A 25,519-nucleotide genomic window follows, 5' to 3' on the forward strand; every position below is an offset into this window, starting at 1 on the left:
CAAAGCACCGCTGTTCGCGCACCGCAACGCGCGGCATGCTCGTCGGGTCACATATGCGTTATGTGAGCGATGACTCAGGCGAATTTTCGCGGATCGGCGCAGAAATAGGCAATGATCTGGCAAAGATCGGGCTCGTTGACCATGCGGGCGGCCTCGGCGGAGCCGACCCATCTGCGCGTGCGAGCGCGCTTTTCCTTCCAGCGGTCCGCGACGCGGTCCACCTTGAGCGGGAACACCAGGACCTCGCAAGGCACTTCCTCGCCGGATGCCAGGACCTTGCCGTAGAAATAGCGGCCGGCTTCGAGATGCGAGACCGTGCCGTGCAACCCCGCTTCCTCGCCCGCTTCGCGGGCGGCAGCTACGCAAAGCGGCTCCCTGGCTTTCGGCCAGCCTTTCGGCAGCACCCAGCGCCCGGTATCGCGGCTGGTGATCAGCATGATCTCGACGCCGTTTTCGTTCTCACGCCAAGGCAGGGCTGCAACCTGCAGGCGGCAAGGCACTGAGCCGAAGAGTCGTCGGACTCTTTCGGCCATCTGGTTGTGCGTCGTTGGCCTCGTCAACATCGTAGAAGCTGCCCCGAGCCTCTAGAATCATTTGCCATCAAACGAATCTTACGACGTATTGTGGACGATAAAAGTAAAAAACTTCACTCGGGTTGGTTAACCCGGACAGGGCAGGCAATTGCGAAATCATCGCCCCCGAGAGCCTTCTCCCCGAGAGCCTTCTCTATACAGCAAACAGTGATTTGGGCGGGCGCTGGACGGAAACAGCAGCTTCCAACGATCAGCCGGCGTGATCGTCGGCAATCGGCTTCTGATAGGTGAAGCCCATGTCCCACGGGAAGTAGATCCAGGTGTCCTGGCTGACCTCGGTGACGAATGTATCGACCAGAGGCCTTCCCTTCGGCTTGGCATAGACGGTGGCGAAATGCGCCTTCGGCATCATGGCGCGCACGATGCCGGCCGTCTTGCCGGTATCGGTGAGGTCGTCGATGATGAGCACACCGGCGCCGTCATCGGCAAGAAGCGAAGGCGAGATCTCCTTCAGCACCTGCAACTGACCTTGGCTCGTGTAGTCGTGATAGGAGGCGACGCAGACCGTTTCGATGACGCGGATGCCAAGCTCGCGCGAAATGATCGCGGCGGGCACCAGGCCTCCTCGGGTGATGCAGACGATCGCCTTCCACTGGCCTTTGTTGGTGCCGGAAAGCCGCCAGGCGAGCGCGCGGGCATCGCGGTGGAACTGGTCCCAGGAGACCGGAAAGGCTTTTTCGGGAAGGGACATGGTTCGTGCACTCCGCAAGCGCGCGCCGCAGCGCGCAGATACGATGGAATGCAGCCGGAATTAGCCGGAAAGCGCCAGCCTTGGCAAGGTGGCAGCCAGGGATGGCTGTGTACTTATGCCGCGTCGCGCTGTTCAGGCGACGCGGTGCAAGTTCCCTGTTTGATACATGTCCTTGTCCCCCGAACCCGATTCCCACTTCGCGGAGACAGGCTTATCTCGACAGGAAGGCTGCCACGTTTGCCGTGCGCAGCACGGTGCGGGTGACGCCGCCGAACAGGAGCTGTCGCAGCCAGGAGTGGCTGTAGGCGCCGAGCACCAGCAGATCGGCGCCGGATTCGGCGATCCTCTCCTGGATGATGTCGTCGACCGAGCTTGCCCCCGATTTCTGCACGGAAACGCTGACATTGGCGCCGTGGCGTGACAAGGCAGCCGCGATCTCGGCGCCCGCCGCCTCGGGAGCCTCGTCGAGCGTTTCCGGCGGATCGATGACGAGAATGTCGGTCTTGTCCGCCTCGCTGATGAAGGGCAAGGCATCGAATGCTGCACGAGCCGCCTCCTTACTGCCGTTCCAGGCCAGCAGTACACGCCTGAAGGTGGTGACGAGCGGCCCGGCATGCGGAACGACAAGCACCGGCCGGCCGGCATCGTAGACCAGCGTATCGACATCGGCGCCCGGATCGCCCCCGGTGTCGCGCTGCGCGGCGATAATCAGGTCAGCCGCCCGCACGCTCGAAATGCCGGTCAGCGCGCTGTCGCCGGAGAAGCTTTCGAGGCTCCGCCACTCGAAGGACAGGTCGGAATCCTCGACGCGCCTGAGAAAGACCGCCTGCAGCTTCTCGGCGCGCTCCTTGTTCATCTCGGCCGAGACCTGCAGGAATTCGGTGTCGGGGAAACCGGTTGCCGACGTATAGGGGACCGGAAGCGCTTCGGCGTGGATGCCGACGAGGTGGCTTTCGAACCGCTCGGCAAGCGGGATGGCGCAATCGAGCACGCGCTCGGCGTCCTGTTCGTTCTGCAGAATGGCGACGATCGTCTTGAAGCGCATGGCAGATCCCTCAAATTTATCGGCGCAAGATCGCCACCGGCATCAATGGCCGCAACGAAAGTGCCGTGCCAGAAACGTCGGCGCGCGCCTTCTGGTTCCGGGGTCAGCTCGCAGCCGACAGGCCCGCCACCATGGCCGCAACGTCCTGGCGCGCGGCCTCGAGAGCCGCTTCGTCGCGGGCACGTACCACGAGCTCGGTCCAGAATTTGCCGTCGCCATATTTCGGGTAGGAGCCGATAATGGTGTCGGGATGCGCCTTCTGGATGTCGGCGAGCGGTCCGCCGATCAGGCCTTCGCCGAAGGGGCAGTGCACGGTGGCCGACAGCATCCTGGTGCCGGTCTTCAGCGTCGGCACGACATTGTCGAGCATCGCCTGGAAGATCGACGGCACACCGGCCATCACGTGAACGTTGCCGATACGGAAGCCTGGCGCGATCGACACCGGATTATCGATGTGGTCGGCGCCGCGCGGCATGCGCGCCATGCGCTTGCGCGCCTCGGTGAATTCGATACCGCGCTCGGCATAGCTTGCCTCCAACATGGCGTAAGCCCTGGCATCGTATTCGCAAGGCACGCTGAAGGCCTTGGCTATCGAATCGGCGGTGATGTCGTCATGCGTGGGGCCGATGCCGCCGGTGGTGAAGACATAAGTGTAGCGGGCGCGCAGCGCGTTGGCGGCGGCGACAATCTCGTCCTCCTCGTCGGGAACGATGCGCACTTCCTTCAGGTCGATGCCGATCGCGGTCATGATATCGGCGAGATGGCCGATATTCTTGTCCTTGGTCCTGCCGGAGAGGATCTCGTCGCCGATGACGAGCATGGCGGCTGTGACGATTTCGGGCATGGCTCACTCCGGCTGCAGGTGGCCTGAAATAACGCGGCGGATAGCCGGCCGCAATGCGCACGCGAGGCGGGGCTCTTGTGGCAGACACGGTTGCGAGTAAGGTGCGTCGGTAGGGCTCGGATGCAAGATGCTGATATCGATTTTGCCGTGGCTGATCGGTGGCCTGCTCGTTGCGGCCGCCGCGGTCGTGCTCGGCTTCATGCTCGCAACATGGTGGATTGCGACCAAGGCCGAGAGGCTGGTACCGGCGTGCGGCAGGTTCATCGAGATCGGCGGCAGCCGCATCCACTATGTCGAAGCAGGCGAGGGCAGGCCGATCGTGTTCCTGCACGGGCTCGGCGCGCAACTCCACCATTTCCGGCACACGCTGTTCGGCCGCTTCGGCGCCGGCTACCGGCTGATCGCTCTCGACCGGCCGGGCTCGGGATACTCGGTGCGGGCGGGCGGGGCGAGCGGCCGTCTGCCCGAACAGGCGGAAGTGGTGCGGCGCTTCATCGAGGAGCTTGGGCTCGAACGGCCTTTGATCGTCGGTCATTCGCTGGGCGGCGCCATCGCGCTTGCACTTGCGATCGAGCATCCGACGTCGATTTCCGGCATCGCGCTCATCGCGCCGCTGACGCATCTGGAGGCGAGGGTGCGCCAGAAATTCGACCTGCTCTATGTTCCCTCGCGCCTGAAGCGCTGGATCTTGGCCCATACTTTAGCGATACCGTACAGCCTGAAATATGCGGAGCCGACGATGAAGTTCATCTTTGCGCCGCAAGCCGTGCCGGGGGACTACATGATCGCCGGAGGTGGTTGGCTCGGGTTGCGGCCCGCCCATTTCCAGGCGACCTCCACCGATATCGTGGCGGTGGAAGAGGATCTCGGCCGCCTCGAACAGCGCTATGGCGAGATCCTGATGCCGGCCGGCATTCTGTTCGGCGCGGATGACCGGGTGATCGGCATCGCGGCTCATGGCGAACCGATGCCGGGCAGGATCAGGGAGCTCGATTTCGAACGCGTCCAAGGGCTCGGGCACATGCCGCAATTCGTGGAACCGGAATGCGTCGTAGCCTTCATCGAGCGCATCGCCGCGCGTGCATTCCCAGCGTGAGGATCCCGTTCGAGTCAAAGGCCGAGAGGGATCGCGTCCGTTCACGAACCGTCACACAAAAGTGTCGGACATTCCGCCTCACCTACACTTTCAACGGGAATTTCGGCTCCAACCCTCGGTTTTAATCCGTGTCGGCTGGCGGATTTCCGGCCAGCAAGAATGCGGCAAATCACCAGATGGAGACCAATCATGCTTACGAAGATTTTTGCAGCCTCGGCGCTTGTCCTGGCCATGGGCGCCTCGGCTATGGCACAATCGTCGGACGCTTGGTGGTGGTGGCATCGTGATCGCCCGGTCCATAGCAAGCAAGTGCCGGTTGATCGCGACGCCAGCGCGCTAAACAGCTTCGGCGACGGTGCTGTCGGCCCATGCGCCTCGGATACGGCCGGCCCCGACGCGAATGCCGGCCCGAACGTCAACGACCAGTATTGCGGCAAGTAGTCCGTTCGCCAGCGAGCGACCGACGTGAAGCTTTTACAGCGTCGGTCGCAGCAAGGTCGAGCGACGGAAATTAATCTGAGACTTCGGTCTGCGGCCGGTCGCGGCCATCGGCCAGTTCGTCATGCCAGACACCCTCGGAATCCTCATACTGGATGCCATCCGTGGTGCCGGCGACCTGCTGCTCGGCCGAAGCAATTTCAGCCGCGCGCAGCGCGTCCTGGCGGGTGGGAAATGTTTCTGAAAAAGTCGAGCCGACCATGTAGGCCCAGCCGCCGTCATGCTCGACGATCTTGTAGGTCAGTTTCGCCATGGAATCCTCCGGTCGAGAAGCCCTTTGCCTGCTCAATGCAGCTTTCCGTCGGACAGCCTTTCTTCGGGAACCAGCACTTCAGATTCCTCGGCTGCCTCGATCAGCGCGCGGCGCGCGTCCGCCGTCGAACGATACCCCTCCAGCGCTTTCAGGCAAGTATCGAGAGCATCACGATGCCGCTGGCCGCGATTGAGCGGCCATACGGTCATCAGGCACTCGGCCGCTTCGCGGGTGCTGCTTATTTGGCGATATTTGCCGACATGGCCGAGTTCGACCACCACCGGCTTCTCAAATGGCTTGCTGTCTGTCATGGCCGCCAACGTAAAACGGCCAATTTGGTTGCAATGGTGGCGGAAGGCTGCGCCCAAAGGTCTCAGCCAATCGTCACCTGTGCAAGCCGTTCAGCCCGCGGCCTTCATCCAGTGCTGCATCGTCGTGACCGAGCGTGCCAGCTGCGGCGCCGGACGGATTTCCTCGCCGAACGTCGCCGCCGCGCGCCAGCCCCAGCGCGGATCGGCAAGGAAGGCGCGCGCCAGAGCCACCATGTCGGCGCGGCCGTCGGCCACGATCGCCTCGGCCTGCTGCGGATCGTCGATCAGGCCGACGGCGCGCGTCGGAATGCCGGCGCCCTTGCGCACAGCCTCGGCCAGATGCACCTGGTAGCCGGGGCCGCTGGGCAGCTTCTGCAACGGCGAATTGCCGCCGCTGGAACAGCACAGATAGGCGACGCCTTCCGCCTTCAGCGCCTTGGCCACTTCGATCGCCTCCTCGATCTCGAAGCCGCCGTCGACCCATTCCTTCACCGAAAGGCGGGCCCCCAGCATCAGGCCCGGCGCTGCCTTCTTCACCGCTCTGGCGATCTCCACGGCGAAGCGCATGCGGTTTTCCAGCTGGCCACCCCAGCGGTCGGTGCGCTGGTTGGAAAGCGGCGACAGGAACTGGAAGATCAGATAGCCGTGAGCGGCGTGCAGCTCGATGAAGTCGAAGCCGGCGCGCTCGGCCCGCTTGGCCGCATCGGCGAAATGTTGGATGACTTGCCGGATCTCTTCCTCGCCCAATGCGTGCGGTATATTCCACCCTGTGTCATAGGCGATGGCCGAAGCCGAAACGGTCTGCCAGGGATCCTCGCCCGCTTGCAGGGGGCCGCCGCCTTCCCAAGGCCTTCTGTTGGATGCCTTGCGGCCGGCATGGGCGAGCTGGACGCCGAATTTGGTGCCGGGCGCAGCGACGCGCCTGGCCGCATCGAGCGTGCGCTTGGCCGCCGCCTCGTTGTCGTCGGAGTAGAGGCCAAGGCAGCCATGCGAGATGCGGCCGCGCCGCTCGACGTCGGTCATCTCGACGGTCACCATGCCGGCGCCGGACATGGCCAGGTTCATCCAGTGGTGCAGATGCCAGTCGCTGGCGGAACCGTCCTCGGCCGAATACTGGCACATCGGCGCTACCGCAATACGGTTTGGAAAGGTCAGGCCGCCGAGGGTGATCGGCTGGAAAAGCGATGGTGTCATGGAAACGGCTCCTGGGAGAGATATCGCTATCTAGGCAGCCGCGGCACTTCGCGCCAGTGAAAGTCTCGCTGGACCAGTCGGTTTCCAGGATTGCGCCCGCGCCTGTTCGCCGATAACGCTTGCCGACAGCACGGAGCCAATCATGGAAGATCGCGTCCGCATCCAGTCTGAAGAAGTCCTGTCCGACGATTGGGCGGTGCTCAAGAAGACGGTGCTCGACTATCGCCGCCGTGATGGGCGCTGGGAGACGCAGATCCGCCAAACCTACGATCGCGGCGACGGCGCGGTGATCCTGCCTTTCGATCCGCAGCGCTCGACGGTGCTGCTGGTGCGGCAGTTCCGCTATCCGGCCTATGTCACCGGTCATCGCGAGCCGCTGATCGAGGCCTGTGCCGGTCTGCTCGACGAAAACGATCCGGAAACCTGCATCCGCAAGGAAGCGGAAGAGGAGCTCGGCTATCATTTGAAGAACGTTGAGCGGCTGTTCGCGCCCTACATGAGCCCCGGCAGCGTGACCGAACGGCTCTGGTTCTTTACCGCGCGCTATTCGCCGGCCGACCGTATTTCCGACGGCGGCGGAGCTCCGGAAGAGGGCGAGGACATCGAGGTGCTGGAAATGCCGCTCGACGAGGCACTGGCCGGCATCGCCGACGGCCGTATCGTCGACGCCAAGACCATCATTCTGATCCAGCACCTGAAGCTCAATCCGATCAAGGTTTGAGTGGCCTGCCACCCGAAGCTCGAGGAGCGAAGGGTGGTGCGGACGACGGGAATCGAACCCGTACGATCAGAGATCGAGGGATTTTAAGTCCCTTGCGTCTACCAATTCCGCCACGTCCGCGCGCCGCGATTTCAAGCACTTGGGCCGACACGAGTCCAGCCTTGTGGGCGGGATGGCACCGTATTGCCACCGAATATTGCTCTTCCGCATCGGTTCTCATCGCAACTGGACCGGCTATGGCTCGCCTTCCGGGCCGCAGAAGACCAGCGCAGGGCGCGCTGTTAACCCTTCTCCACGACGGTGAGAGCGTCAGTCTCGCTGTTCCCGTTCCACGGGAACGTCTGCTGTTCGATGACGGTCAGCCCTGCACGCGCGCTGACATGCTCGACAAATCCCTTTGGCATGAAATTCCGCCAATCGGGATTTTCCTTGAAGGATGCGGTTGGATTATCCGAGTAGTTCGAATGATGAAGGAGAGCTCGTCCCCCCGGTTTCAAGACGGAGGCGACTTCCATGATGTAGGACGCCACGGTCAGCGGTTCGAAATGAACCATCGAGTCGTAGCTGAAAACGGAGGAAAAGCGCCCCTTTTCAAACGGTAGACTCTTGCCGTCCGGTGAAAGCGTCACGGTCACATGAGAAGCGCTTGAAAACCGTTTCCTAGCCAATGCAGTGGCATCGACCGAAGTATCGATCAACGTCAGTCGCCTGCAACGGCCGACGATCTGCGCCGAATGACGTCCGGCACCGCTGGCTATTTCGAGCACATCATCCAAGTTCAAATATCGCTCAAAAGCTTTGCGAAAGCGGCTCGCCGGTGCCCAAAACCAAGCCACCAACTCAGGGTTTTCGTATTTCTCAAAGTACTCATAATCAGAGGCGCCAAAACTACGCCACGTATCGACGATTGCTTCGTGCGCAGCGTCAGGCTCAGTCATAAGCCTTCCCCCCTCTTTCTTCTTGGCCGCACATTTTAGAGGGATTGGCCGTCAAAGGCAAAGGAGGCGCACGCAAGCTGGCTTGCCAAGGGGAGCAGCTATCCGCTTCATGGCTTCCGCAGTTCTCACCCCGGCACCGCCGCCGTACTCGGGAATGAAGTCGGCGCCGGCCGCTTCGAGAGCTGCTTATAGGGCGGACATCAAATAACCCGGTGGGTCGACTCTGTTTTGATCCCGCGGTCGCCGGCCACCTTCGTTCCGTGCTGCTCCGCAAATCAGAATTTGTAGCTGAAGCTTACGCCCAGGGTATGGAGCTTCAGGTCCTGATCACGATCGGAGAAGTCGTCCGGGACGTCGAAATGCTCCTTGCCGAAATCGTAGTAACGGTATTGGGCGCCGACGACGATGTTGCTGCTCAGCGCATAGTCGACCCCGGCGCCGATCGTCCAGCCGGTGCCGGTGCGTGTCTTGGCGAAGCCGCTGCCGCCGACGTCTTGCGAGGTCTCGATACCGGCGAAGGCGACGCCCCCGACGCCATAGATCAGCCAGCGATCGACCGCCAAGCCGGCTTCGGCATTGATCGATCCCAGCCATTTGACCTCGGTGCCGACGGCATTGCCAGGGTCGAGCAAGGCCGAAGCGTCGATCGAGGCATAGTTGAGCTCAGCGCGCGCGCCGATCACCGCCTGATTGAACTGCCAGAGGCCGGCGACATGGCCGCCGACGAAGCCGCCGTCGACATCGGGAGAAGCGGCGAACGGCTCGCCTTCCGTGCCGGAGATGTCAGATGAGCCCCAGCCATAGTCGGCCTGCAGGCCGGCATAATAGCCTGTCCAATCGAAGCCCGGCGCAGTCATGGGCAGGTCGGCGATCGCGTCCGCGGCCAAGGCCGGCCCGGACAGCAGGGCGAAAAAGCCGGCACTGGCAAGTGTCAGGCGACCCATCGAGCGCTCCGAAATGGCGGTTTCGAAAACTTCTCGGTGCAACCTAGCGTTATTCGCCCGAAAACGGAATTGTATTCCTGCAACAGTGGTTTACTTCGGCGGGTTGCGCACGCGATCCTCCAGGTCGCGCTGGTTCTCCTCGGGAGTGGCCAGCCGCGTGAAAGCATATTCGGCTAGTAACGAACCGGCGATGAAGATGGCGATCGGCGCGGCCCATGCCCAGAATGAATGCAAGGTGAAGAAGGCCAGACCGGCGCTACATGCCGACAGCATGAAAATTGCGAACCGGATCGTTTTTGCCATCTCTTCTGCAACCCAGATAGCCGGAGATCCAGTCTAGGCGAGATTTCGCCCTGCCGCAGGAGAGATCTGTCGGGAACCGGTCCTGCCTTAAAAACAAAGCAGTTTTGCCAACTGGTCAAAACCGCGCCAGCTTGGCACAGTCGGGCAAACAGGAGTTTCTTCATGGCGAGCCGCACCAATCCGACGAAACCCAAGCCCTGGACCGAAGTGGCGACGCAACTGGTCGACGTCGCGATGGGGCGCCGGGCTGCCGATCTCGTGATCCGCAACGGACGCTGGGTGAATGTCCATTCGGGCGAGATCATTCCGGGCACCGACATCGCCGTCGCGGCCGGACGTTTCGCCTATTGCGGGCCGAATGCCGGCCACACGATCGGGCAGGGGACCAAGGTGGTCGATGCGGGCGGCCGCTATCTGGTGCCCGGCCTCTGCGATGCGCACATGCACGTCGAAAGCGGCATGGTCACGGTGACGGAATTCTGCCGCGCGGTGATCCCGCACGGCACCACCTCGATGTTCATCGATCCGCACGAGATCGCCAACGTTCTGGGCCTGCCGGGCGTTCGGCTGATGCATGACGAGGCGGTCGCGATGCCGATCAACGTCCATGTGCAAATGCCGTCCTGCGTGCCTTCGGCGCCCGGCCTGGAGCATGCCGGCGCGGAGCTTACGGTCGCAGACGTCGCCGAGGCGATGACCTGGGAGAATATCATCGGCCTTGGCGAAGTGATGAATTTCCCGGGAGTCGCCGCCAACGATCCGGTGATGTCGGGCGAGATCGCCGAGACGGTGAAGGCCGGCAAAACCGTCGGTGGCCACTATGCCTCGCGCGATCTCGGGTTGCCGTTCCACGGCTATGTCGCCGGCGGCGCCGAAGATGACCACGAGGGCACGCGCGCCGAGGATGCGATCGCCCGCGTGCGCCAGGGCATGAAGGCGATGCTGAGGCTGGGGTCCGCCTGGTACGACGTCGCTGCGCAGATCAAGGCGGTCACCGAAGTCGGCATCGACCCGCGCAACTTCATCCTGTGCACCGACGACAGCCATTCCGGCACGCTGGTGCACGCAGGCCATATGGATCGTGTGGTGCGGCACGCCATCAGCCAGGGCCTGAAGCCGGTGACGGCGATCCAGATGGCGACGCTCAACACCGCCCAGCATTTCAGGCTGGAACGCGAGGTCGGTTCGATCGCGCCGGGGCGGCTGGCGGATCTTTTGATCGTCTCCGATCTTGCCCAGATGACGATAGACGAGGTCTATGGCCGCGGCGTCAGGCTGGCGAAAGCCGGCAAGCTCGAGATCGACATTCCGGCCTATGATTATCCCGGGACGGCGAAAAACACGGTCAAGCTCGGCAAAAGGCTCAAGGCGTCTGACTTTGACATCGCCGCGCCACAGGGTGCCAACGAGGTGCGGGCGCGGGTGATCGGCGTGATCGAGAACCAGGCGCCGACCAGAGCGCTCGAGGCCGACCTGCCCGTCGAGGACGGGCTGGTCGCCATGGATCGCCGCAACGACATTTGCCAGATCGCCCTGGTCGAACGCCACAGGGGCACGGGCGGCGTCACCAACGCCTTCGTGTCGGGCTTCGGCTATGTGGAAGACTGCGCGATGGCCTCGAGCGTGGCGCATGATGCGCACCACATCATCGCCGTCGGAACCAACAAGGAGGACATGGCTTTAGCCGTCAACCGGCTGAGCGAGGTCGGCGGCGGCGTCGTGCTTTACTCCAAGGGCAAGGAACTGGCGCTGGTGGAAATGCCGATCGCTGGGCTGATGTCGGACGAGCGCGCCGAGATCGTCGCGGCCAAAGCCGAGCAGTTGACGGAAGCGATGCGCAAGGTCGGCTGTTCGCTCAACAACGCCTACATGCAGCATTCGCTGCTGGCGCTGGTCGTTATCCCGGAGCTCAGGATTTCCGATGTCGGACTTGTCGATGTGACGTCGTTCCAGAAGGTCAATCTGTTCGTCTAGCATGTGCCGATGTTCGGGTGAGGTCAGCCTGACCGAACCTCGACCACGCCCTAACCGGTGCTCAGCCGCCGGTGGCGATCGTCAGCACCCTGAACGGCGTGGTGATGACCACCTCGGCGACCGAGCCGACCGCCTTGCCGAGACCCTGACCGATATTGTTGAGCTGCGTTGGATCCGGCTCGTCGGAGGCAAGACCGGCAGGCGTGTGCAGCCGATTGCCGAGCAACTGCACCAGGATCGGATTGTCGGCGAATTTGGCATGGTTCAACCGGTCTCCGCCCTTGGTTCGGGTCAGATCGACAACCGTCACGCCGTAGTTGGCGAGATCAGCCGCGTTGTCGTAATCGCCAACGCGCGGCTTTTCGCCGGAAATGAAGCTGGACAGCTTCAGCGCCCGGTCGTCGCCCGAGAGCAGGATGGCGAAAGGCTTGTCGGGCTTGCCGTAGCGGATCATCTGCTTCTTGAAGACATCGACGTCGATGTCAGGCGAGGCGAGGATGACGTAGCCGAGCTTGCCGTTGAGATCGCGGTCGCCGGTGATGGCGAGCTGGCGCAAAGCTTCCATCGTCAGCCAGGTCCCCATCGAATGGGCAATGATGTCAATGCTTTTGGCGCGTGACTTGGCAAGCATCCTCAGTGTCGCTTCCAGGTCGTCGCGCGCGGCGGTGGAGCTGTCCTTGTCATAAATGTAGCCGGTTGTCTTGCCGCTCGACGCCCACGAGAACAGCACCGGTGTGCCCGGATAATTCGTGTCGTGCGCGATCTGCGTCAGGCGGTAAACGCCATCGTCGAAGCCGTTGTTGAAGCCGTGCACGAAGACCAGGGCGCGGTCGCCGCGTATGGCAATATCGGTGCCGACCGCCTTGGCGAATTGCGAAGCGTTCCCATAGTGGACGACATCGGTTGCGGTGAACTGCCTGGCCGGAATGCTGTCGGCCGAACCCTTGGCGCGCTCGATCGCGCCAACCTGGTGGGTCTTTGGAACCGTGACATCGACGCGCGCGTAGCTGGTGGTCAGCGAACGGTCGCCGTCGAAAACCTGCCGCGGGTCCTTGGTCGCCTGCTGCCGGGTCGTGGCGACGAAGATCTCGTGCTTGGCCGCAATTTCGGATGCAGGCGCGGTAACGGCCTTCCGATTGAGCAGGTCATGCGCGTTCTGCCCGGCGCAGCCCGTCAGGGCGAGCGTGAAGGCAAGGCCAGGGACGATCTTCCAACGCACGATCACCCGGGATCCCCCAAGGGCGGCAAACCTCTCGGGCTCCTTCGATAAAGCCAGCGAGCGGTCTGGTCCAGTTCAAAGTCCGTGCAGGGCGGCAACCGCGTGAACACGGTTATTGAGTGGCGAGCTGGCTGATCCGGTCGGTGACGTCGCGGTCGCTGGCAAAGCCGTCGTCCTCGCGCAGCCGCTGGCCGATCATCTTCACCAGCATCGGGTTGTCGGCGAATTTGGTGTGGTTGAAGCTGTCGTTGCCCTTCACCTTGGAGAGGTCGACCACCGTGACGCCGTAGGAGGCGAGGTCGGCCGCGTCTCTGTAGTCGCCGACGCGCGGCCGTGCACCGGCAATCAGGCCGGAGAGCCGGAGAGCGCGGTCATCGTCCGACAGGAGCAGGATGAACGGCTTGTCGGGCTTGCCGTAGCGGCGCATCTGGCTCTTGAAGACATCGACGTCGATGTCGGGCGAGGCCAGGAGAACATCGCCGAGCTTGCCGCCGAGGTCGCGGTCACCGGTGATGGCGAGCTGTCGCAGTGTTTCCATCGTCACCCACGTCCCCATCGAATGGGCGACGATGTCGATGCGGCGCGCACCGGTCTGCGCCAGCATTCTCAGCGTCACTTCCAACTGGTCGCGGGCGGCGGCGGCACTTTCCTTGTCATAGACATAGTCGGTGGTCTTGGCGCCCGAAGCCCATGAAAAAAGCACCGGCGTGCCGGGATAGCCGGAATCATGGACGATCTGGGTCAGACGGTAGACGGCATCGTCGAAGCCGGTGTTGTAGCCGTGGACGAAGACCATGACGCGGCCGCCGCGGGCGTCGATGTCGGCATTGAGCGCGCTGGAGAATTTCGGCTGCGTGTCGTAGCCGACGACCTCGGAAGCCATGAAATATTTGGTCGGATCGTTCGACGTCCCGCGCGAGCGACGCTCGATCTGACCGGTCTCATGAGCCGGCGGGACGGTGACGTTGACGCGGGCGTAATTGAGCGTCGCCGAGCGCTCGCCGTCGAAAACCTTGTTCGGGTCGTCTGAGCGCTTGCGGGTGGTGGCGATGAAGATCGAATGGTTGCCGGCGATCTCGGTCGCCGTCGTCGGCACCACGACGCTGCCCAGGATTTCCTGTGACGGTCGTCCCGCGCAGCCTACAACCAGCAAGGCCAGGGCAATGATGCAAATCGTCTTCAAATGCACGTCGAAACTTCCATTCCGGCCGCAATTGGCCATCTGCCTCCGCGAAATCTCCCGGACAGGGGAAGTGCGGCGGAAGTAAGTCGTGTCCAGCGGAATTTGATCGGCGGGTGCCAACGGCCTTGGCACTGTTGCGCGAAAACCAAAGTGGCGGCAGCAGGCCGGCGAGCGGCTGCATCGGTGGCCGCGAAAACCAAACTATGCAATAGGCTTGGGCTGCGAACCACATGGTCTCGGAGCCGGTTGCCTCATGAACAGTTTTTCTTCCCGCGTCGCAGGCGCCGCGGAGGCGATCCGCGGGATCTTTCCGGAAACGCCGCTGCAGGAGAACGACTACCTGTCGAAAAAGACCGGCGCCCGCATCCTCCTGAAGCGCGAGGACCTGACGCCGGTCCGCTCCTACAAGATCAGGGGCGCCTTCAACTTCTTCCGCAAGGCGCTCGCCGCCGGCAACAATGCCGAGCTGTTCGTCTGCGCCTCGGCGGGCAACCACGCGCAGGGCTTTGCCTTCGTCTGCCGCCATTTCGGCAAAAAGGGCGTGGTGTTCATGCCCGTGACGACGCCGCAGCAGAAGATCGACAAGACGCGCCTTTTCGGCGGCGATTTCGTCGAGATCAGGCTGGTCGGCGACTTCTTCGACGATTGCTATCGCGCCGCCTTCGAGTTCACCGAAGCCGCCGGCGCGCATATGGTGCCGCCCTTCGACCACAAGGACATCATCGAGGGGCAGGCGACCGTTGCCTATGAGATCGCAGCCCAGATGCCGGGCGGACGCATGCCCGACATCGTCATGCTGCCTGTGGGCGGAGGCGGCCTGGCTGCAGGCGTCACCCACTATTTCGCCGACCAGCAGCGTGAATTGCGCTTCGTATTCTGCGAGCCGGCGGGCGCGCCTAGCCTTAGCGAGAGTCTCGCCGGCGGCAAGCGGATCAGGCTCGCCAAGGTCGACAACTTCGTCGATGGGGCGGCGGTGGCTGAAATCGGCCGCGAGCCGCTGCGCCATCTCAAGGAATTCACCGCCGACGCGGTGCGCCTTGTCCCGGAAAACCGGCTTTGCGCGACGATGATCGAGATGCTCAATGTCGAGGGCGTGGTGCTGGAGCCAGCCGGCGCATTGGCGATCGACGCGCTCAAGGATTTTTCCCGCAAGGAGATGAGGGGCAAGACCATCGTCGCGATCGTCTCGGGGGGCAATTTCGATTTCGAGCGCCTGCCGGACGTCAAGGAACGAGCGCTGCGTTTCGAAGGGCTAAAGAAGTACTTCATCATCCGCTTCCCGCAGCGGCCGGGCGCATTGCGCGATTTCCTCGAAATGCTCGGCCCGGACGACGACATCACGCGCTTCGAGTATCTCAAGAAGTCGGCGCGCAATTTCGGCTCGGTGCTGATCGGCATCGAGACCAAGGACCGGCGCAATTTCGATCTGCTGAAGGCCAATTTCGACGCCGAGGGCGTGCAGTATCAGGACATCACCGACAACGAGACGCTCGCGGGGTTCATCATATGAGCGGGCCAAAAACGGGCGACAAAGGAACGGTGTTCGTAGCCCTGTTTTCCGGCATCAATGTCGGTGGCAACCGCATCGTCAAGATGGCGGAGCTGAGGTCGTTCTTCGAAGACCTCGGCTTCACGGATGTATCGACCTACGTGCAAAGCGGCAACGTCGTGTTTCGTGCCAACAACAACGACGCTGCGGCGCTGACCAAAGCACTCGAAGCGGCCTTCGAGAAGAAATGGGAGTTCAATTCCCGCATCATGGTGCGCAATGCCGGCTGGTTCGAGCGCCTGGTGAAGGACAATCCCTATCCGGAGGTTGCCGGCGAGCCGACCAAGCTGCATGCCTATGCGCTGGAGCGAGAGCCGACCGCGGAAGAGGCGAAGCGGCTGGCGGAAAAGTGTGCCGGCCCAGAGCGCTTCGAGATCAAAGGCGACGTGCTTTACCTGCATGCGCCGGAAGGGCTTGGCAAATCGGTGTTTGCCAATCTTATTGGGCGAACGCTCAAGGTGCCGGGCACGGCGCGCAACTGGCGCAGCGTGCTTGCGCTGCTCGAAATGGCCAGCAAGGCCGCCGGCTGACGCTCAATTCTTTCAGGCAGCCTTCTGCCAGTCGAAGGTCAGCTCCTCGCGGAAGGCGAAGCGCTTGATGTGGTCGGCGACCACGGTTTCCAGCCGCTCGAGCGAGGCGGCGTCGTCAGCGGCGACCGCGATGTGGAGAGCCTTGTCGTCTGCATCCATCACGGTGCGGCCGAGCGAGAGCTGGATGGCGCCGTGATGCGGGTCGAATTCGACCGGGAACTTGTGCGCCCAGTGCTTGCAGAGCTGCTGCAGATAGCGGCTGGCGTTTTCAGTGGCGACGTCGGCGCGGCTGGTCGGCATGAAATTCTCCCGGCGGATCAAGAAAAGCGCCAGCCTGATCTGGCTGGCGCCACAAGCGCTTAGATAGGCGCGATCCGGCAAAACGCCATAGACCGGCCGGTCAAATCCCCGGGAGGGGCAGGCGCCTACCAGCTTCCCGTATTCGACATCGAGGCCCATGGCTCCGCCTTTGCCTTGGCCGGGCCTTTCTGCAGCAGCTCGATGGAGATGCCGTCCGGGGAGCGGATGAAGGCCATGTTGCCGTCGCGCGGCGGCCGGTTGATGGTCACGCCATTGTCCATCAGCTTCTGGCAGGTCGCGTAGATGTCGTCGACCTCATAGGCGAGGTGGCCGAAGTTGCGGCCGCCTTTGTACTCCTCCGGATCCCAATTGTAGGTCAGCTCGACCAGCGGCGCCTTCTCGGCAATGCCGCTTTGCTCGTCATCGGGCGCGGCGAGGAAGATCAGCGTGTAGCGTCCCTGCTCGTTCTCGTAGCGACGCACTTCCTTGAGGCCGAGCTTATTGCAGTAGAAATCGAGAGATTGATCGATGTCGGCGACGCGGACCATTGTGTGAAGATAGCGCATATCGGATTCCTCGCGGCGTTACGTTTGCGGCGCACCATAGGAGCCGCTCCGCCAAAGGGCAATCGTCCGACAAAACCGATGGAGTGATCGATTTCAGCCGCGCCTTTGCGCTTCAGGCCGCACCGGTAAACAACAATTGAGGCTTTCCGGTGCTCAACGGTGAAAAAAGGCACGTCAGGTCTTGCACACCCCGGAAGCCGCAGTGTTAATCTGATGGCAAGAATCACTAGCGGTTGCAGTTGGAAAAGGGGGCGTTCTTATGGGGGAAAAAGCCTCTTTTACGAGGCGGGACGGAAGCCTTGACGACGCCTTGACGCGAGACAGTGGCGGCGACTCCGCCGGGCTTGTCGAAATCGCCGGCGCTATCAAATGGTTCGACGTGGCCAAGGGCTACGGCTTCATTCTTCCGGACGACGGCGTCTCGGGTGATATTCTCCTCCATGTGACATGTCTTCGAAGAGACGGCTTTCAGACCGCGCTGGAGGGCGCGCGCGTCGTCTGTCTCGTCAAGCAGGGCGAGCGTGGCCTGCAGGCTTTCCGGGTTCTTTCCATGGACGCCTCGACAGCGGTGCATCCGGCCGAGCAGGAGCAACGCACGCATGTCACCGTGACTGCCGAGAGCGGGCTCGAGCGGGCGCTGGTGAAGTGGTTCAACCGCACCAAAGGCTTCGGCTTCCTGACTCGGGGCGAGGGCACCGAGGACATCTTCGTCCATATGGAGACGCTGCGCCGCTACGGCATCACCGAGCTGAGGCCCGGCCAGGTCGTACTGGTTCGCTTCGGACGCGGCGACAAAGGCCTTATGGCCGCCGAAATACACCCCGATATGGGCACCTTGCCGGTCTCGCATTAAAGCGCGGCCCGACGCGCCTTAATTTTTTGCTTGATGCATGTCCGCCAAAACCGCTTCGCAGTTTTGGGCGACGTGCATAGGGCTCTCAGAATACGATCAGGATGCCCTGCCAGGTGCAAGGCCGTTCCTGTCCAAAAAAACCGGTTCCACTCGCTCGGATCCTGGTCTAGGACAGGGCCTGGACGAGGTATCACATGGCTCATCGCAACTGGCTGACCGCAGGAGCGCTTTGCGCCGCCATCGCTCTGGCCGCCATTTTCAGCGCCTTGAAACCGAGTTCGGCGGACGGTCAGGCGATGATGCTGCCTGCCGATCCGACGCCGCTCGTCGCGATCACCGGCTCCGGCAAGCATTCCTTCTCCATCGAGATCGCCGACAGCTCGGAAGAACGCGAGGCCGGGCTGATGTTCCGCAAGGACATGGCCGACGATCACGGCATGCTGTTCGTGTTCGAGCGGCCCGCTGAGGTGAATTTCTGGATGAAGAATACGCCGATGCCGCTCGACCTGGTCTTTATCGGTCAGGACGGCAGGATCAAGGCCGTCAAGCGTGGCGAACCGGAATCGGAGGCGATCATCTCGCCCGGACAGCCGGTAAGCTTCGTGCTTGAGCTGAAGGCGGGAACGGCCGCCAAGGACGGTCTGAAGGACGGCGATCTCCTGCGTCACCCAGCGATCGATAAGGCCTCGGGCGCCGGCTCCAACTGACCGCGGCTGCGCCAGATGCAATATTTTTCCCATGACGGCTTCGAACTCGCTTACCTCGACCGCCGACCGGCGTCCGGTCAGGGCGATCCGGTGCTGATGATCCACGGCTTCGCCTCCAGCCACTACGTCAATTGGGTCTCGCCGGGCTGGTTCAAGACGCTGAACGACGCGGGGTACCGCGCCATCGCCGTCGACAATCGCGGCCACGGTGCGTCGACGAAGAGCTACCAGGAGGCGGACTACACGCCGGCCAAGATGGCCTCGGACGCGGCCGCGCTGCTCGATCACCTCGGCATCGAGCACGCCCATGTCATGGGCTATTCGATGGGCGCGCGGGTATCCGCCTTCATGGCGTTGTCCAATCCGGACAAGGTGGCGACGCTGGTGTTCGGCGGCCTCGGCATCGGTCTTGTCGACGGCGTCGGCGACTGGGATCCAATCGCCGATGCGCTTCTGGCCGAGGATCCTGGTACGATCAGCCATGCGCGCGGCGGCTCGTTTCGCGCCTTCGCCGACCAGACGCGCAGCGACCGCCGGGCGCTGGCCGTCTGCATAGTCGGCTCACGCGCGTCAATGAGCGAGGACGATGTCGCGCGGATCGCCCAGCCGACCCTGATTGCCGTCGGGACCAAGGACGACATCGCCGGCTCGCCCGACGAGCTTGCCGCGCTGATGCCCCACGCAGAGGCTTTTCGCATCGAGGCCCGCGACCACATGCTCGCCGTCGGCGACAAGAGCTTCAAGCAGCGCGTGCTGGAGTTCTACGCCGAAAATCCGCTCTGACCCATACCGCCCGCTGCGGGCGACGACGCGTCTAAAGCAGGTTGCGCGAAACGCGACCTGCTTTTGACCTTTGCGATGTCCTTTTCCCGAAACTGGAAGCACTTCGGGGAGAATGCTTTAGACTAGCCGCGCGTTCTCCTCTCGGCGATGGATTTCGCCATGACGCAAAGCAGCTCGAACATCATGGTCGCGCCGGCAAGCGCCGTCATGCCGCCAATATCAAAAGGAGGCGCGACCTCGACGACGTCGGCTCCGGCGAAATTCAATCCGTCGAGCAATCGAACCAGCTCCTGCACCTCGCGGGTGGTGAAGCCGCCGAGCTCCGGCGTGCCGGTGCCAGGGGCCATCGACGGATCGATGCAATCGATGTCGAAGGTCACGTAAGTGAGGCTGTCGCCGACAAGATCGCGTGCTTCCTGCATGACGGAAGCGGTGCCGCGTTTGACGAACTCTTCCATATATACGATGCGCACGCCCTGAGCGGTCGCCCAGTCGTGTTCGCCCGGCTCATAGATCGAGCCTCGAATTCCGATCTGAATAACCCGCTTCGGGTCGAGCAGCCCTTCCTCGATCGCGCGGCGAAAGGGCGTCCCGTGTGTATAGGGATTGTCGCCGAAGTAGCGGTCGTTCGTGTCGGAATGCGCGTCGAAGTGAATCATGCCGACGGGTTCCTTGCGGGCGATGGCGCGCAGCACCGGCAAGGTCGTCAGATGATCGCCGCCGGCGGCCAAAGGAAGAGCGCCGTCAGCAACGATGGCGGCAATGCCGTCCTCGATGCGCTTCAATCCGTCGAGCAAGTTGATCGGATTGACCGAGAGGTCTCCCACATCGGCGACATTGGCAATGCTGAACGGCTCGGTTCCCGACACGTGGTGGACGCGGCGCATCAGGCTCGACTGGTTCCTGATTTCGCGTGGACCGTGGCGGGCGCCGGCCCGATTGGTCGTGCCGCCATCCCAAGGAATCCCGACAAGGGCAATATCGAGCCCCTTCGCGTTCGGCACCGCCGGCAGCCGCATGAAGGTGGAAAGCCCGGCAAATCGCGGCACCTGGGCGGCGTCGACGGGTTGGAAGAAGTTGTTTTCCATGGTTTCGGTCATCCCAGAGGCGTTCACGTTCGGCGTGGCGATCAGGTCTGTTGAGACTGGTCTTGCAGGACCTGCAGCGATCGGACCAGATTTTCCCTGGCCCGAGCCTCGAACCGATCGCGAAACGATTGTGTGTTGAAAATATGCGGACGGGCCAGGAAGCTCGTCAGGACAGCCGTGCGGCCGGCGCGCCAGATCGGTTCCTCGACCCAGCCATATTCGCGCCGGACCGCCTTCTCGTAGGCGTCGAAGCGGTTCGGGTCGGCACCGAGGATCGCGAGGTCCATGTCGAGGAAAAGGGCGGCATCACTCGCGGCACCCTCATCTTCGAGCGGCGGCAACTGGTGCGTGGCGGTGGCGCTGATCATGGCCAGAATCCGGGCAAGCCGGGCCGGGTCGGTGCGGCCGGAGAGCTTCCTTTCTGCCAGCACCGCGCTCTTTGCCTCGTTGTCCTTGGCGCGGCTGTCATAGACCGCGTCATGGAACCAGATCGCCGCTTCGACTGCTTCTGGATCGTCAAGAAGGTGCCGGTGTTCGGCTGCCAACGCCAGCATCGCTTCGATGTGAGGCAAGCCGTGATAGTCGCGATCCGCGGTCTGATAGAGCGCGGCAAGCTCGCTTTTCAGCGCATCGTCGATCAAGGGTTCGTTTTCCATCGCCGCTTGAATCTCGGTGAACCAAGTTCATTTGACAAAGCACTAAGGAAAATTGAGTTCAACCGTGTTATGATCTGGCCTATATGTGCCGCCGGATGAATGAGCAGGCCGGAGACCGTCGATGAACAGCGTTACGATAGCCCGCCCCAGCATGGTGCAGCCAGTCGACCCGATCTGGCGCGCGATCAGGGATGAGGCGATGGAAGCGGTAAACCGCGATCCGTTGCTGGCTGCTTTCCTCTATTCCACCATCCTCAACCAGGAGAGCCTGGAAGAAGCGGTCATTCACCGCCTGGCCGAGCGCCTGGCGCATCAGGATATCGGCTCCGACCTCATCCGGCAGACCTTCAAGGCCATGCTTGCCGACGATCCGGAGTGGAGCACGACGGTCCGCGTCGACATCCAAGCCTATTACGATCGCGACCCTGCATGCGACCGCTTCATCATGCCGGTGCTTTATTTCAAGGGTTTTCATGCCATCCAGACGCACCGTTTGGCGCACTGGCTGTGGAACCAGGGCCGCAGAGACTTCGCGCTCTACCTGCAGAGCCGCTCGTCCTCGGTGTTCCAGACCGATATCAACCCGGCCGCCCGCATCGGCAAGGGCATTTTCCTCGATCACGCCACCGGCCTGGTGGTCGGCCAGACCGCCGTCATTGAGGACGACGTCTCGATCCTGCACGGCGTGACGCTGGGCGGCACCGGCAAGGCCAGCGGCGACCGCCATCCGAAGATCCGCCGCGGCGTGCTGATCGGCGCCGGCGCCAAGATCCTCGGCAACATAGAGATCGGCCATTGCTCGAAGATCGCGGCCGGTTCGGTGGTGCTTTCGCCCGTGCCGCATAACAAGACGGTTGCCGGCGTGCCGGCGCGTGTCGTCGGAGAGACCGGCTGCGACCAGCCCTCGCGACAGATGGACCAGCTCCTGCCCTCGCAGACGATGGACCACGTCGTCAGCTTCGACATCTGATTCTGCGGTCATCGCCAGTGGCCGGAGTCCGGTCGCCACTCAAGGCTCGGTTGTAATGCTGCCGGCTTGCCTTTACATCGCCATCGTCGGCGTGTCAGAAGCGCGTTCCAACGAACAGCCGCATTCGGAGAAGACTTTTGAAGCCAGACGAAATCAGAAAGCTGGACGCCTACTTCAAGCGCGTCTTCCAGAATCCCAAGCTGCAGGTGAAGGCGCGCCCGCGCAAGGAAGACTCTGCCGAGGTCTATGTCGGCGACGAATTCCTCGGCATCGTCTTCAAGGACGAGGACGACGGCGACTATAATTTCTCGATGGCGATCCTCGACGTCGACCTGGCCTAAGCCGGCTTTCCGGCCGGGCTCGCCATGCCGCCCCGGTCGGAAACACCCCTGCGTGATTTTCCGGCTAGTCCACGCAGTGCCGCGGGATATGCACCCGCCGCCAGTCGGTCGAGCCTTCCCGCACCACCACCCGCCGCGCAACCCTCCGGTATGAGGGCGCGATTTCGGTGATGCGCCGCTCTCCTGGCCGCACCAACACTTCGCGGGCGACGCCTTCGTATTCGGCCGGAAGGACGACGCGCCGGACGCGCTCCGGCTCGACGATGACCGTTTTGGCAACCCGCGCGTAGCGCGCCTTACGCCACACCTTGCACAGCACCTTGCGGCCGTGGATGACCCGCCATTCCCAGGCATAGCCGCCGTCATCCACCTTGACCGTGTGATAGACGGTGCGCGTCACGGCCGGCACGACTTCATAGCTGATGCGAGGCGTGGCGATCTGTTCGATGCTCTCGGTCGTGCCGTAGATCGGCGGGTCATAGTGGACGAGCTGGCCGCCGGGGCTCACCATCACGTCTTCATAGACCGTGTCGTAGATCGCCGGCCGATGCACCGGCTCGTAGCATTCGAACGTGCGGCCGCCGGCCGCGGCCTGCGACACGGCGGCAAGCATTGCGAGGCTGGTCGAGGCGAGCGATGCGGCACCCTTGCGAAGGGAGCTCTTGCAAAAGGAACTCGTGCAAAAGGAACTCTGGCTGAACATGACGTTCCCCCGTTGAAAAAAAAACGCCGGTTCAACGCGGGAGCGTATCGGAAGGTCCGCCATGGACGGGGATTTCACGGCTTGTCGTTAAGCAGCACGGTTAAGAAACTGCTACCGTGGCGGCCGGGTAGCGCCCTCGCATTTCGGGCAAAGGGCCATCTCCGGCGCAACCCGCAGCATTTCCTTGGGCCGAGCCGCTTGCTTCGACTTAACCAGATGGCTAGGAGGGGCGGCCTTGCGCTAGGGTGAGCCGGCATCCTATTTAGGATTCAACGATCCAGAACCGATTCCGCCCGATTGCTCAGGTCTACGGCGCCGGAATCCATCCAACAAGGGTAGTCCATGAAGAACCCCGTCGAAACCTACATGAACCTCGTTCCGATGGTGGTCGAGCAGACCAATCGCGGCGAGCGTGCCTACGACATCTTCTCCCGCCTGTTGAAGGAACGCATCATCTTCATCACCGGCCCGGTCGAGGACGGGATGGCGACGCTGGTTTGTGCACAGCTTTTGTTCCTCGAGGCGGAGAACCCCAAGAAGGAAATCAACCTGTACATCAACTCGCCGGGCGGTGTGGTGACATCGGGCATGGCGATCTATGACACCATGCAGTTCATCAAGCCGGCGGTATCGACGCTCTGCATCGGCCAGGCAGCCTCGATGGGCTCGTTGCTGCTTTGCGCCGGCCACAAGGATATGCGGTTTGCCACGCCGAACGCCCGTGTCATGGTCCATCAGCCGTCCGGTGGCTTCCAGGGCCAGGCGTCGGACATCGAACGTCATGCGCAGGACATCATCAAGCTGAAGCGCCGCTTGAACGAGGTCTATGTGAAGCACACCGGCAAGAGCTATGACGAGATCGAGCGGACGCTCGACCGCGACCATTTCATGACCGCCGACGAGGCCAAGGAGTTTGGTTTGATCGACAAGGTCATTACGACGCGCGAACTTGGCGAAACCCCCGCCGCATAGGCTCTGATTGGGGGCTGAATGGCGGGATAACGCGCTTTTGGCGCGGCTTGCGGCATTTCGGCCACAATTGCCTGTTCCCTCAAGGTTCGGGATTGCCTACGTTAAGGCTATGTTGATTTTCGACGGCTTAGCTTTGCATGGGGTTGCTGCGAATCATTGTCGCGTTTTCTGATTGTGTTTCGGACGGAATGCGCTGTGTGAGCCGGGACACTGGCGCCGGCGGATTCCTGCGATAGATTGATGAGACGCCAATGCGGCCAGACCATCGGCTGGCAGGCGGTGAAAGGACAGAAAAATGAGCAAAGTTAGCAACAACGGCGGCGATTCAAAGAACACGCTCTATTGCTCGTTTTGCGGCAAAAGCCAGCACGAAGTGCGCAAGCTGATCGCCGGTCCGACCGTCTTCATCTGCGACGAGTGCGTCGAACTCTGCATGGACATCATCCGCGAGGAGAACAAGACCTCGATGGTGAAGTCGCGCGAGGGCGTGCCGACCCCGCAAGAGATCCTCAAGGTTCTCGACGACTATGTCATCGGCCAGCCCTACGCCAAGCGGGTGCTGTCGGTGGCGGTCCACAACCACTACAAGCGCCTCGCGCATGCCGGCAAGAACAACGACGTCGAATTGGCAAAGTCGAACATCCTGCTGATCGGGCCGACCGGCTGCGGCAAGACGCTGCTCGCCCAGACGCTCGCCCGCATCATCGACGTGCCTTTCACCATGGCCGACGCCACGACGCTGACCGAAGCCGGTTACGTCGGCGAGGACGTCGAGAACATCATCCTGAAGCTCTTGCAGTCGGCCGACTACAATGTCGAACGTGCGCAGCGCGGCATCGTCTATATCGATGAGATCGACAAGATCTCGCGCAAGTCGGACAACCCGTCGATCACCCGCGACGTGTCGGGCGAGGGCGTGCAGCAGGCGCTGTTGAAGATCATGGAAGGCACGGTGGCCTCCGTGCCGCCGCAGGGCGGCCGCAAGCACCCGCAGCAGGAATTCCTGCAGGTCGACACCGCCAATATCCTGTTCATCTGCGGCGGCGCCTTTGCCGGACTGGACAAGATCATCTCGGATCGCGGCCGCAAGACCTCGATCGGCTTCGGCGCAACCGTGGCGTCGCCCGAGGATCGCCGCACGGGCGACCTGTTCCGCCAGGTCGAGCCGGAGGATCTTTTGAAATTCGGCCTGATCCCGGAATTCGTCGGCCGTCTGCCGGTTCTGGCGACGCTCGAGGACCTCGACGAGCCGGCGCTGATCCAGATCCTGACGGAGCCGAAAAACGCGCTGGTCAAGCAGTATCAGCGGCTGTTCGAGATGGAGAATGTGGATCTCACCTTCCACGAGAACGCGCTGTCGGCGATCGCCAAGCGCGCCATCGAGCGCAAGACCGGCGCGCGCGGCCTGCGTTCCATCATGGAAGCGATCCTGCTCGATACGATGTTCGAGCTCCCGGCGCTGGAAGGCGTGCGCGAGGTGGTGATCTCGGAAGAGGTGGTCTCGGGTAACGCCCGGCCGCTTTACATCTATTCCGAGCAGAAGGAAAAGAAGGGCAATGTCAGCGCCTGAAATGGCACTGATCCGGCAAATTTTCATGGAACGGCGCCCGTGTGGCGCCGTTTTGCTGTGAGGGGCTTACCTGTAGGTGATGGAGTGGCTGATCAAAGCATGCTAACCCTTGATCTTTGCACCG

General features: G+C 62.5%; 30 protein-coding genes and 1 tRNA gene. 13 read left to right on the plus strand and 18 right to left on the minus strand.

The annotated features are described in order from the left end of the window. Positions 1 to 74: 74 nt before the first annotated feature. From A9K66_RS23090 to A9K66_RS23105, 4 genes are all read right to left on the minus strand, one after another. Positions 75 to 563, minus strand: coding sequence for an NUDIX hydrolase (locus A9K66_RS23090; RefSeq protein WP_067328183.1), 489 nt, complete (start codon positions 561 to 563; stop codon positions 75 to 77). A 220-nt stretch (positions 564 to 783) separates the two neighbouring features. Continuing rightward, positions 784 to 1,284 carry a xanthine phosphoribosyltransferase gene (gene gpt, locus A9K66_RS23095; protein ID WP_066998919.1) on the minus strand — a complete coding sequence of 167 codons (501 nt, stop codon included), beginning with the start codon at positions 1,282 to 1,284 and terminating at the stop codon, positions 784 to 786. 211 nt (positions 1,285 to 1,495) lie between these two features. After that, positions 1,496 to 2,329 carry a universal stress protein gene (locus A9K66_RS23100; RefSeq protein ID WP_067328185.1) on the minus strand — a complete coding sequence of 278 codons (834 nt, stop codon included), beginning with the start codon at positions 2,327 to 2,329 and terminating at the stop codon, positions 1,496 to 1,498. Positions 2,330 to 2,432: 103 nt separating this feature from the next. Beyond that, a complete protein-coding gene (locus A9K66_RS23105) occupies positions 2,433 to 3,173 on the minus strand; it encodes a competence/damage-inducible protein A (RefSeq protein WP_067328187.1) in 741 nt (246 codons plus the stop codon). A 127-nt stretch (positions 3,174 to 3,300) separates the two neighbouring features. On the opposite strand from A9K66_RS23105, the gene A9K66_RS23110 reads away from it, so the two are divergent. Beyond that, the gene (locus A9K66_RS23110; protein WP_067328190.1) at positions 3,301 to 4,269 is read left to right on the plus strand and encodes an alpha/beta fold hydrolase; all 969 of its coding nucleotides are present in this window, start codon (positions 3,301 to 3,303) and stop codon (positions 4,267 to 4,269) included. Between the two features lie 189 nt (positions 4,270 to 4,458). Beyond that, on the plus strand, positions 4,459 to 4,710 hold the full coding sequence (locus tag A9K66_RS23115; RefSeq protein ID WP_067328193.1) for a hypothetical protein: 252 nt from the start codon (positions 4,459 to 4,461) through the stop codon (positions 4,708 to 4,710). Between the two features lie 70 nt (positions 4,711 to 4,780). Here the strand turns inward: A9K66_RS23115 and A9K66_RS23120 are convergent, their stop codons facing one another. From A9K66_RS23120 to A9K66_RS23130, 3 genes are all read right to left on the minus strand, one after another. After that, positions 4,781 to 5,020, minus strand: coding sequence for a DUF2188 domain-containing protein (locus tag A9K66_RS23120; RefSeq protein ID WP_067328195.1), 240 nt, complete (start codon positions 5,018 to 5,020; stop codon positions 4,781 to 4,783). 32 nt (positions 5,021 to 5,052) lie between these two features. Then, positions 5,053 to 5,331, minus strand: coding sequence for a DUF982 domain-containing protein (locus A9K66_RS23125; RefSeq protein WP_066998903.1), 279 nt, complete (start codon positions 5,329 to 5,331; stop codon positions 5,053 to 5,055). 90 nt (positions 5,332 to 5,421) lie between these two features. Then, positions 5,422 to 6,525, minus strand: coding sequence for an NADH:flavin oxidoreductase/NADH oxidase (locus tag A9K66_RS23130; protein WP_067328197.1), 1,104 nt, complete (start codon positions 6,523 to 6,525; stop codon positions 5,422 to 5,424). A gap of 142 nt (positions 6,526 to 6,667) precedes the next feature. Here A9K66_RS23130 and A9K66_RS23135 point away from each other — a divergent pair, with 142 nt between their 5' ends. Beyond that, positions 6,668 to 7,246 carry an NUDIX domain-containing protein gene (locus tag A9K66_RS23135; protein WP_067328199.1) on the plus strand — a complete coding sequence of 193 codons (579 nt, stop codon included), beginning with the start codon at positions 6,668 to 6,670 and terminating at the stop codon, positions 7,244 to 7,246. A 34-nt stretch (positions 7,247 to 7,280) separates the two neighbouring features. Here A9K66_RS23135 and A9K66_RS23140 read toward each other — a convergent pair. The 4 genes from A9K66_RS23140 to A9K66_RS23155 form a co-directional block, all read right to left on the minus strand. After that, positions 7,281 to 7,366, minus strand: a tRNA-Leu gene (locus tag A9K66_RS23140). Between the two features lie 161 nt (positions 7,367 to 7,527). After that, positions 7,528 to 8,184 (minus strand): class I SAM-dependent methyltransferase, encoded by a 657-nt coding sequence (locus A9K66_RS23145; protein ID WP_067328201.1) that lies wholly within the window; start codon positions 8,182 to 8,184, stop codon positions 7,528 to 7,530. Between the two features lie 275 nt (positions 8,185 to 8,459). Next, entirely contained in the window at positions 8,460 to 9,128 is a 669-nt protein-coding gene (locus tag A9K66_RS23150; RefSeq protein WP_067328439.1) for an outer membrane protein, read from the minus strand. Between the two features lie 90 nt (positions 9,129 to 9,218). Further along, the gene (locus A9K66_RS23155) at positions 9,219 to 9,431 is read right to left on the minus strand and encodes a hypothetical protein (protein WP_067328203.1); all 213 of its coding nucleotides are present in this window, start codon (positions 9,429 to 9,431) and stop codon (positions 9,219 to 9,221) included. Positions 9,432 to 9,593: 162 nt separating this feature from the next. Here A9K66_RS23155 and ade point away from each other — a divergent pair, with 162 nt between their 5' ends. Beyond that, on the plus strand, positions 9,594 to 11,405 hold the full coding sequence (ade, locus tag A9K66_RS23160; protein WP_067328205.1) for an adenine deaminase: 1,812 nt from the start codon (positions 9,594 to 9,596) through the stop codon (positions 11,403 to 11,405). 61 nt (positions 11,406 to 11,466) lie between these two features. Here ade and A9K66_RS23165 read toward each other — a convergent pair whose 3' ends face one another. Beyond that, positions 11,467 to 12,630: an alpha/beta hydrolase gene (locus tag A9K66_RS23165; protein WP_067328208.1), complete on the minus strand. Its 1,164-nt coding sequence runs from the start codon at positions 12,628 to 12,630 to the stop codon at positions 11,467 to 11,469. Between the two features lie 106 nt (positions 12,631 to 12,736). Continuing rightward, the gene (locus A9K66_RS23170) at positions 12,737 to 13,846 is read right to left on the minus strand and encodes an alpha/beta hydrolase (RefSeq protein WP_067328210.1); all 1,110 of its coding nucleotides are present in this window, start codon (positions 13,844 to 13,846) and stop codon (positions 12,737 to 12,739) included. 214 nt (positions 13,847 to 14,060) lie between these two features. Here A9K66_RS23170 and ilvA point away from each other — a divergent pair, with 214 nt between their 5' ends. Further along, the gene (ilvA, locus tag A9K66_RS23175; protein ID WP_067328212.1) at positions 14,061 to 15,317 is read left to right on the plus strand and encodes a threonine ammonia-lyase IlvA; all 1,257 of its coding nucleotides are present in this window, start codon (positions 14,061 to 14,063) and stop codon (positions 15,315 to 15,317) included. Beyond that, positions 15,314 to 15,886: a DUF1697 domain-containing protein gene (locus A9K66_RS23180; protein ID WP_067328214.1), complete on the plus strand. Its 573-nt coding sequence runs from the start codon at positions 15,314 to 15,316 to the stop codon at positions 15,884 to 15,886. Before ilvA ends, A9K66_RS23180 begins: the two co-directional genes overlap by 4 nt. Before the next feature lie 12 nt (positions 15,887 to 15,898). Here A9K66_RS23180 and A9K66_RS23185 read toward each other — a convergent pair whose 3' ends face one another. Then, positions 15,899 to 16,186: a DUF2218 domain-containing protein gene (locus A9K66_RS23185; RefSeq protein WP_067328442.1), complete on the minus strand. Its 288-nt coding sequence runs from the start codon at positions 16,184 to 16,186 to the stop codon at positions 15,899 to 15,901. Between the two features lie 125 nt (positions 16,187 to 16,311). Next, positions 16,312 to 16,752 carry a lactoylglutathione lyase gene (gene gloA, locus A9K66_RS23190; RefSeq protein ID WP_066998873.1) on the minus strand — a complete coding sequence of 147 codons (441 nt, stop codon included), beginning with the start codon at positions 16,750 to 16,752 and terminating at the stop codon, positions 16,312 to 16,314. A gap of 259 nt (positions 16,753 to 17,011) precedes the next feature. Between gloA and A9K66_RS23195 the strand changes: the two genes are divergently transcribed. The 3 genes from A9K66_RS23195 (at position 17,012) to A9K66_RS23205 (ending at position 19,095) form a co-directional block, all read left to right on the plus strand. After that, complete coding sequence (locus A9K66_RS23195) at positions 17,012 to 17,605, plus strand: cold-shock protein (protein WP_066998870.1); 594 nt, start codon at positions 17,012 to 17,014, stop codon at positions 17,603 to 17,605. 194 nt (positions 17,606 to 17,799) lie between these two features. After that, positions 17,800 to 18,312, plus strand: a complete 513-nt coding sequence (locus A9K66_RS23200) for a DUF192 domain-containing protein (protein ID WP_067328216.1) — start codon at positions 17,800 to 17,802, stop codon at positions 18,310 to 18,312. Positions 18,313 to 18,327: 15 nt separating this feature from the next. Next, the gene (locus tag A9K66_RS23205; RefSeq protein WP_067328218.1) at positions 18,328 to 19,095 is read left to right on the plus strand and encodes an alpha/beta hydrolase; all 768 of its coding nucleotides are present in this window, start codon (positions 18,328 to 18,330) and stop codon (positions 19,093 to 19,095) included. A gap of 122 nt (positions 19,096 to 19,217) precedes the next feature. Here the strand turns inward: A9K66_RS23205 and speB are convergent, their stop codons facing one another. Together speB and A9K66_RS23215 are read right to left on the minus strand one after the other, a co-directional pair. Continuing rightward, on the minus strand, positions 19,218 to 20,183 hold the full coding sequence (speB, locus tag A9K66_RS23210) for an agmatinase (RefSeq protein WP_067328444.1): 966 nt from the start codon (positions 20,181 to 20,183) through the stop codon (positions 19,218 to 19,220). Positions 20,184 to 20,224: 41 nt separating this feature from the next. Beyond that, positions 20,225 to 20,839: a hypothetical protein gene (locus tag A9K66_RS23215; protein WP_067328221.1), complete on the minus strand. Its 615-nt coding sequence runs from the start codon at positions 20,837 to 20,839 to the stop codon at positions 20,225 to 20,227. Between the two features lie 121 nt (positions 20,840 to 20,960). On the opposite strand from A9K66_RS23215, the gene cysE reads away from it, so the two are divergent. After that, positions 20,961 to 21,809 (plus strand): serine O-acetyltransferase, encoded by an 849-nt coding sequence (cysE, locus tag A9K66_RS23220; RefSeq protein WP_067328223.1) that lies wholly within the window; start codon positions 20,961 to 20,963, stop codon positions 21,807 to 21,809. A 137-nt stretch (positions 21,810 to 21,946) separates the two neighbouring features. Continuing rightward, positions 21,947 to 22,150: a DUF3126 family protein gene (locus tag A9K66_RS23225; RefSeq protein ID WP_040969488.1), complete on the plus strand. Its 204-nt coding sequence runs from the start codon at positions 21,947 to 21,949 to the stop codon at positions 22,148 to 22,150. Positions 22,151 to 22,214: 64 nt separating this feature from the next. Here the strand turns inward: A9K66_RS23225 and A9K66_RS23230 are convergent, their stop codons facing one another. Further along, entirely contained in the window at positions 22,215 to 22,763 is a 549-nt protein-coding gene (locus A9K66_RS23230) for a hypothetical protein (protein WP_067328446.1), read from the minus strand. Between the two features lie 432 nt (positions 22,764 to 23,195). Between A9K66_RS23230 and clpP the strand changes: the two genes are divergently transcribed. Both clpP and clpX read left to right on the plus strand, forming a co-directional pair. Next, on the plus strand, positions 23,196 to 23,825 hold the full coding sequence (gene clpP / locus A9K66_RS23235) for an ATP-dependent Clp endopeptidase proteolytic subunit ClpP (protein ID WP_066998854.1): 630 nt from the start codon (positions 23,196 to 23,198) through the stop codon (positions 23,823 to 23,825). Between the two features lie 295 nt (positions 23,826 to 24,120). Beyond that, positions 24,121 to 25,395, plus strand: coding sequence for an ATP-dependent Clp protease ATP-binding subunit ClpX (clpX, locus tag A9K66_RS23240; RefSeq protein WP_059185169.1), 1,275 nt, complete (start codon positions 24,121 to 24,123; stop codon positions 25,393 to 25,395). Positions 25,396 to 25,519: the final 124 nt, after the last annotated feature.

The organism is Mesorhizobium sp. AA23 (assembly GCF_001672435.1).
In the GTDB taxonomy this organism is placed as follows: Bacteria; Pseudomonadota; Alphaproteobacteria; order Rhizobiales; family Rhizobiaceae; genus Mesorhizobium.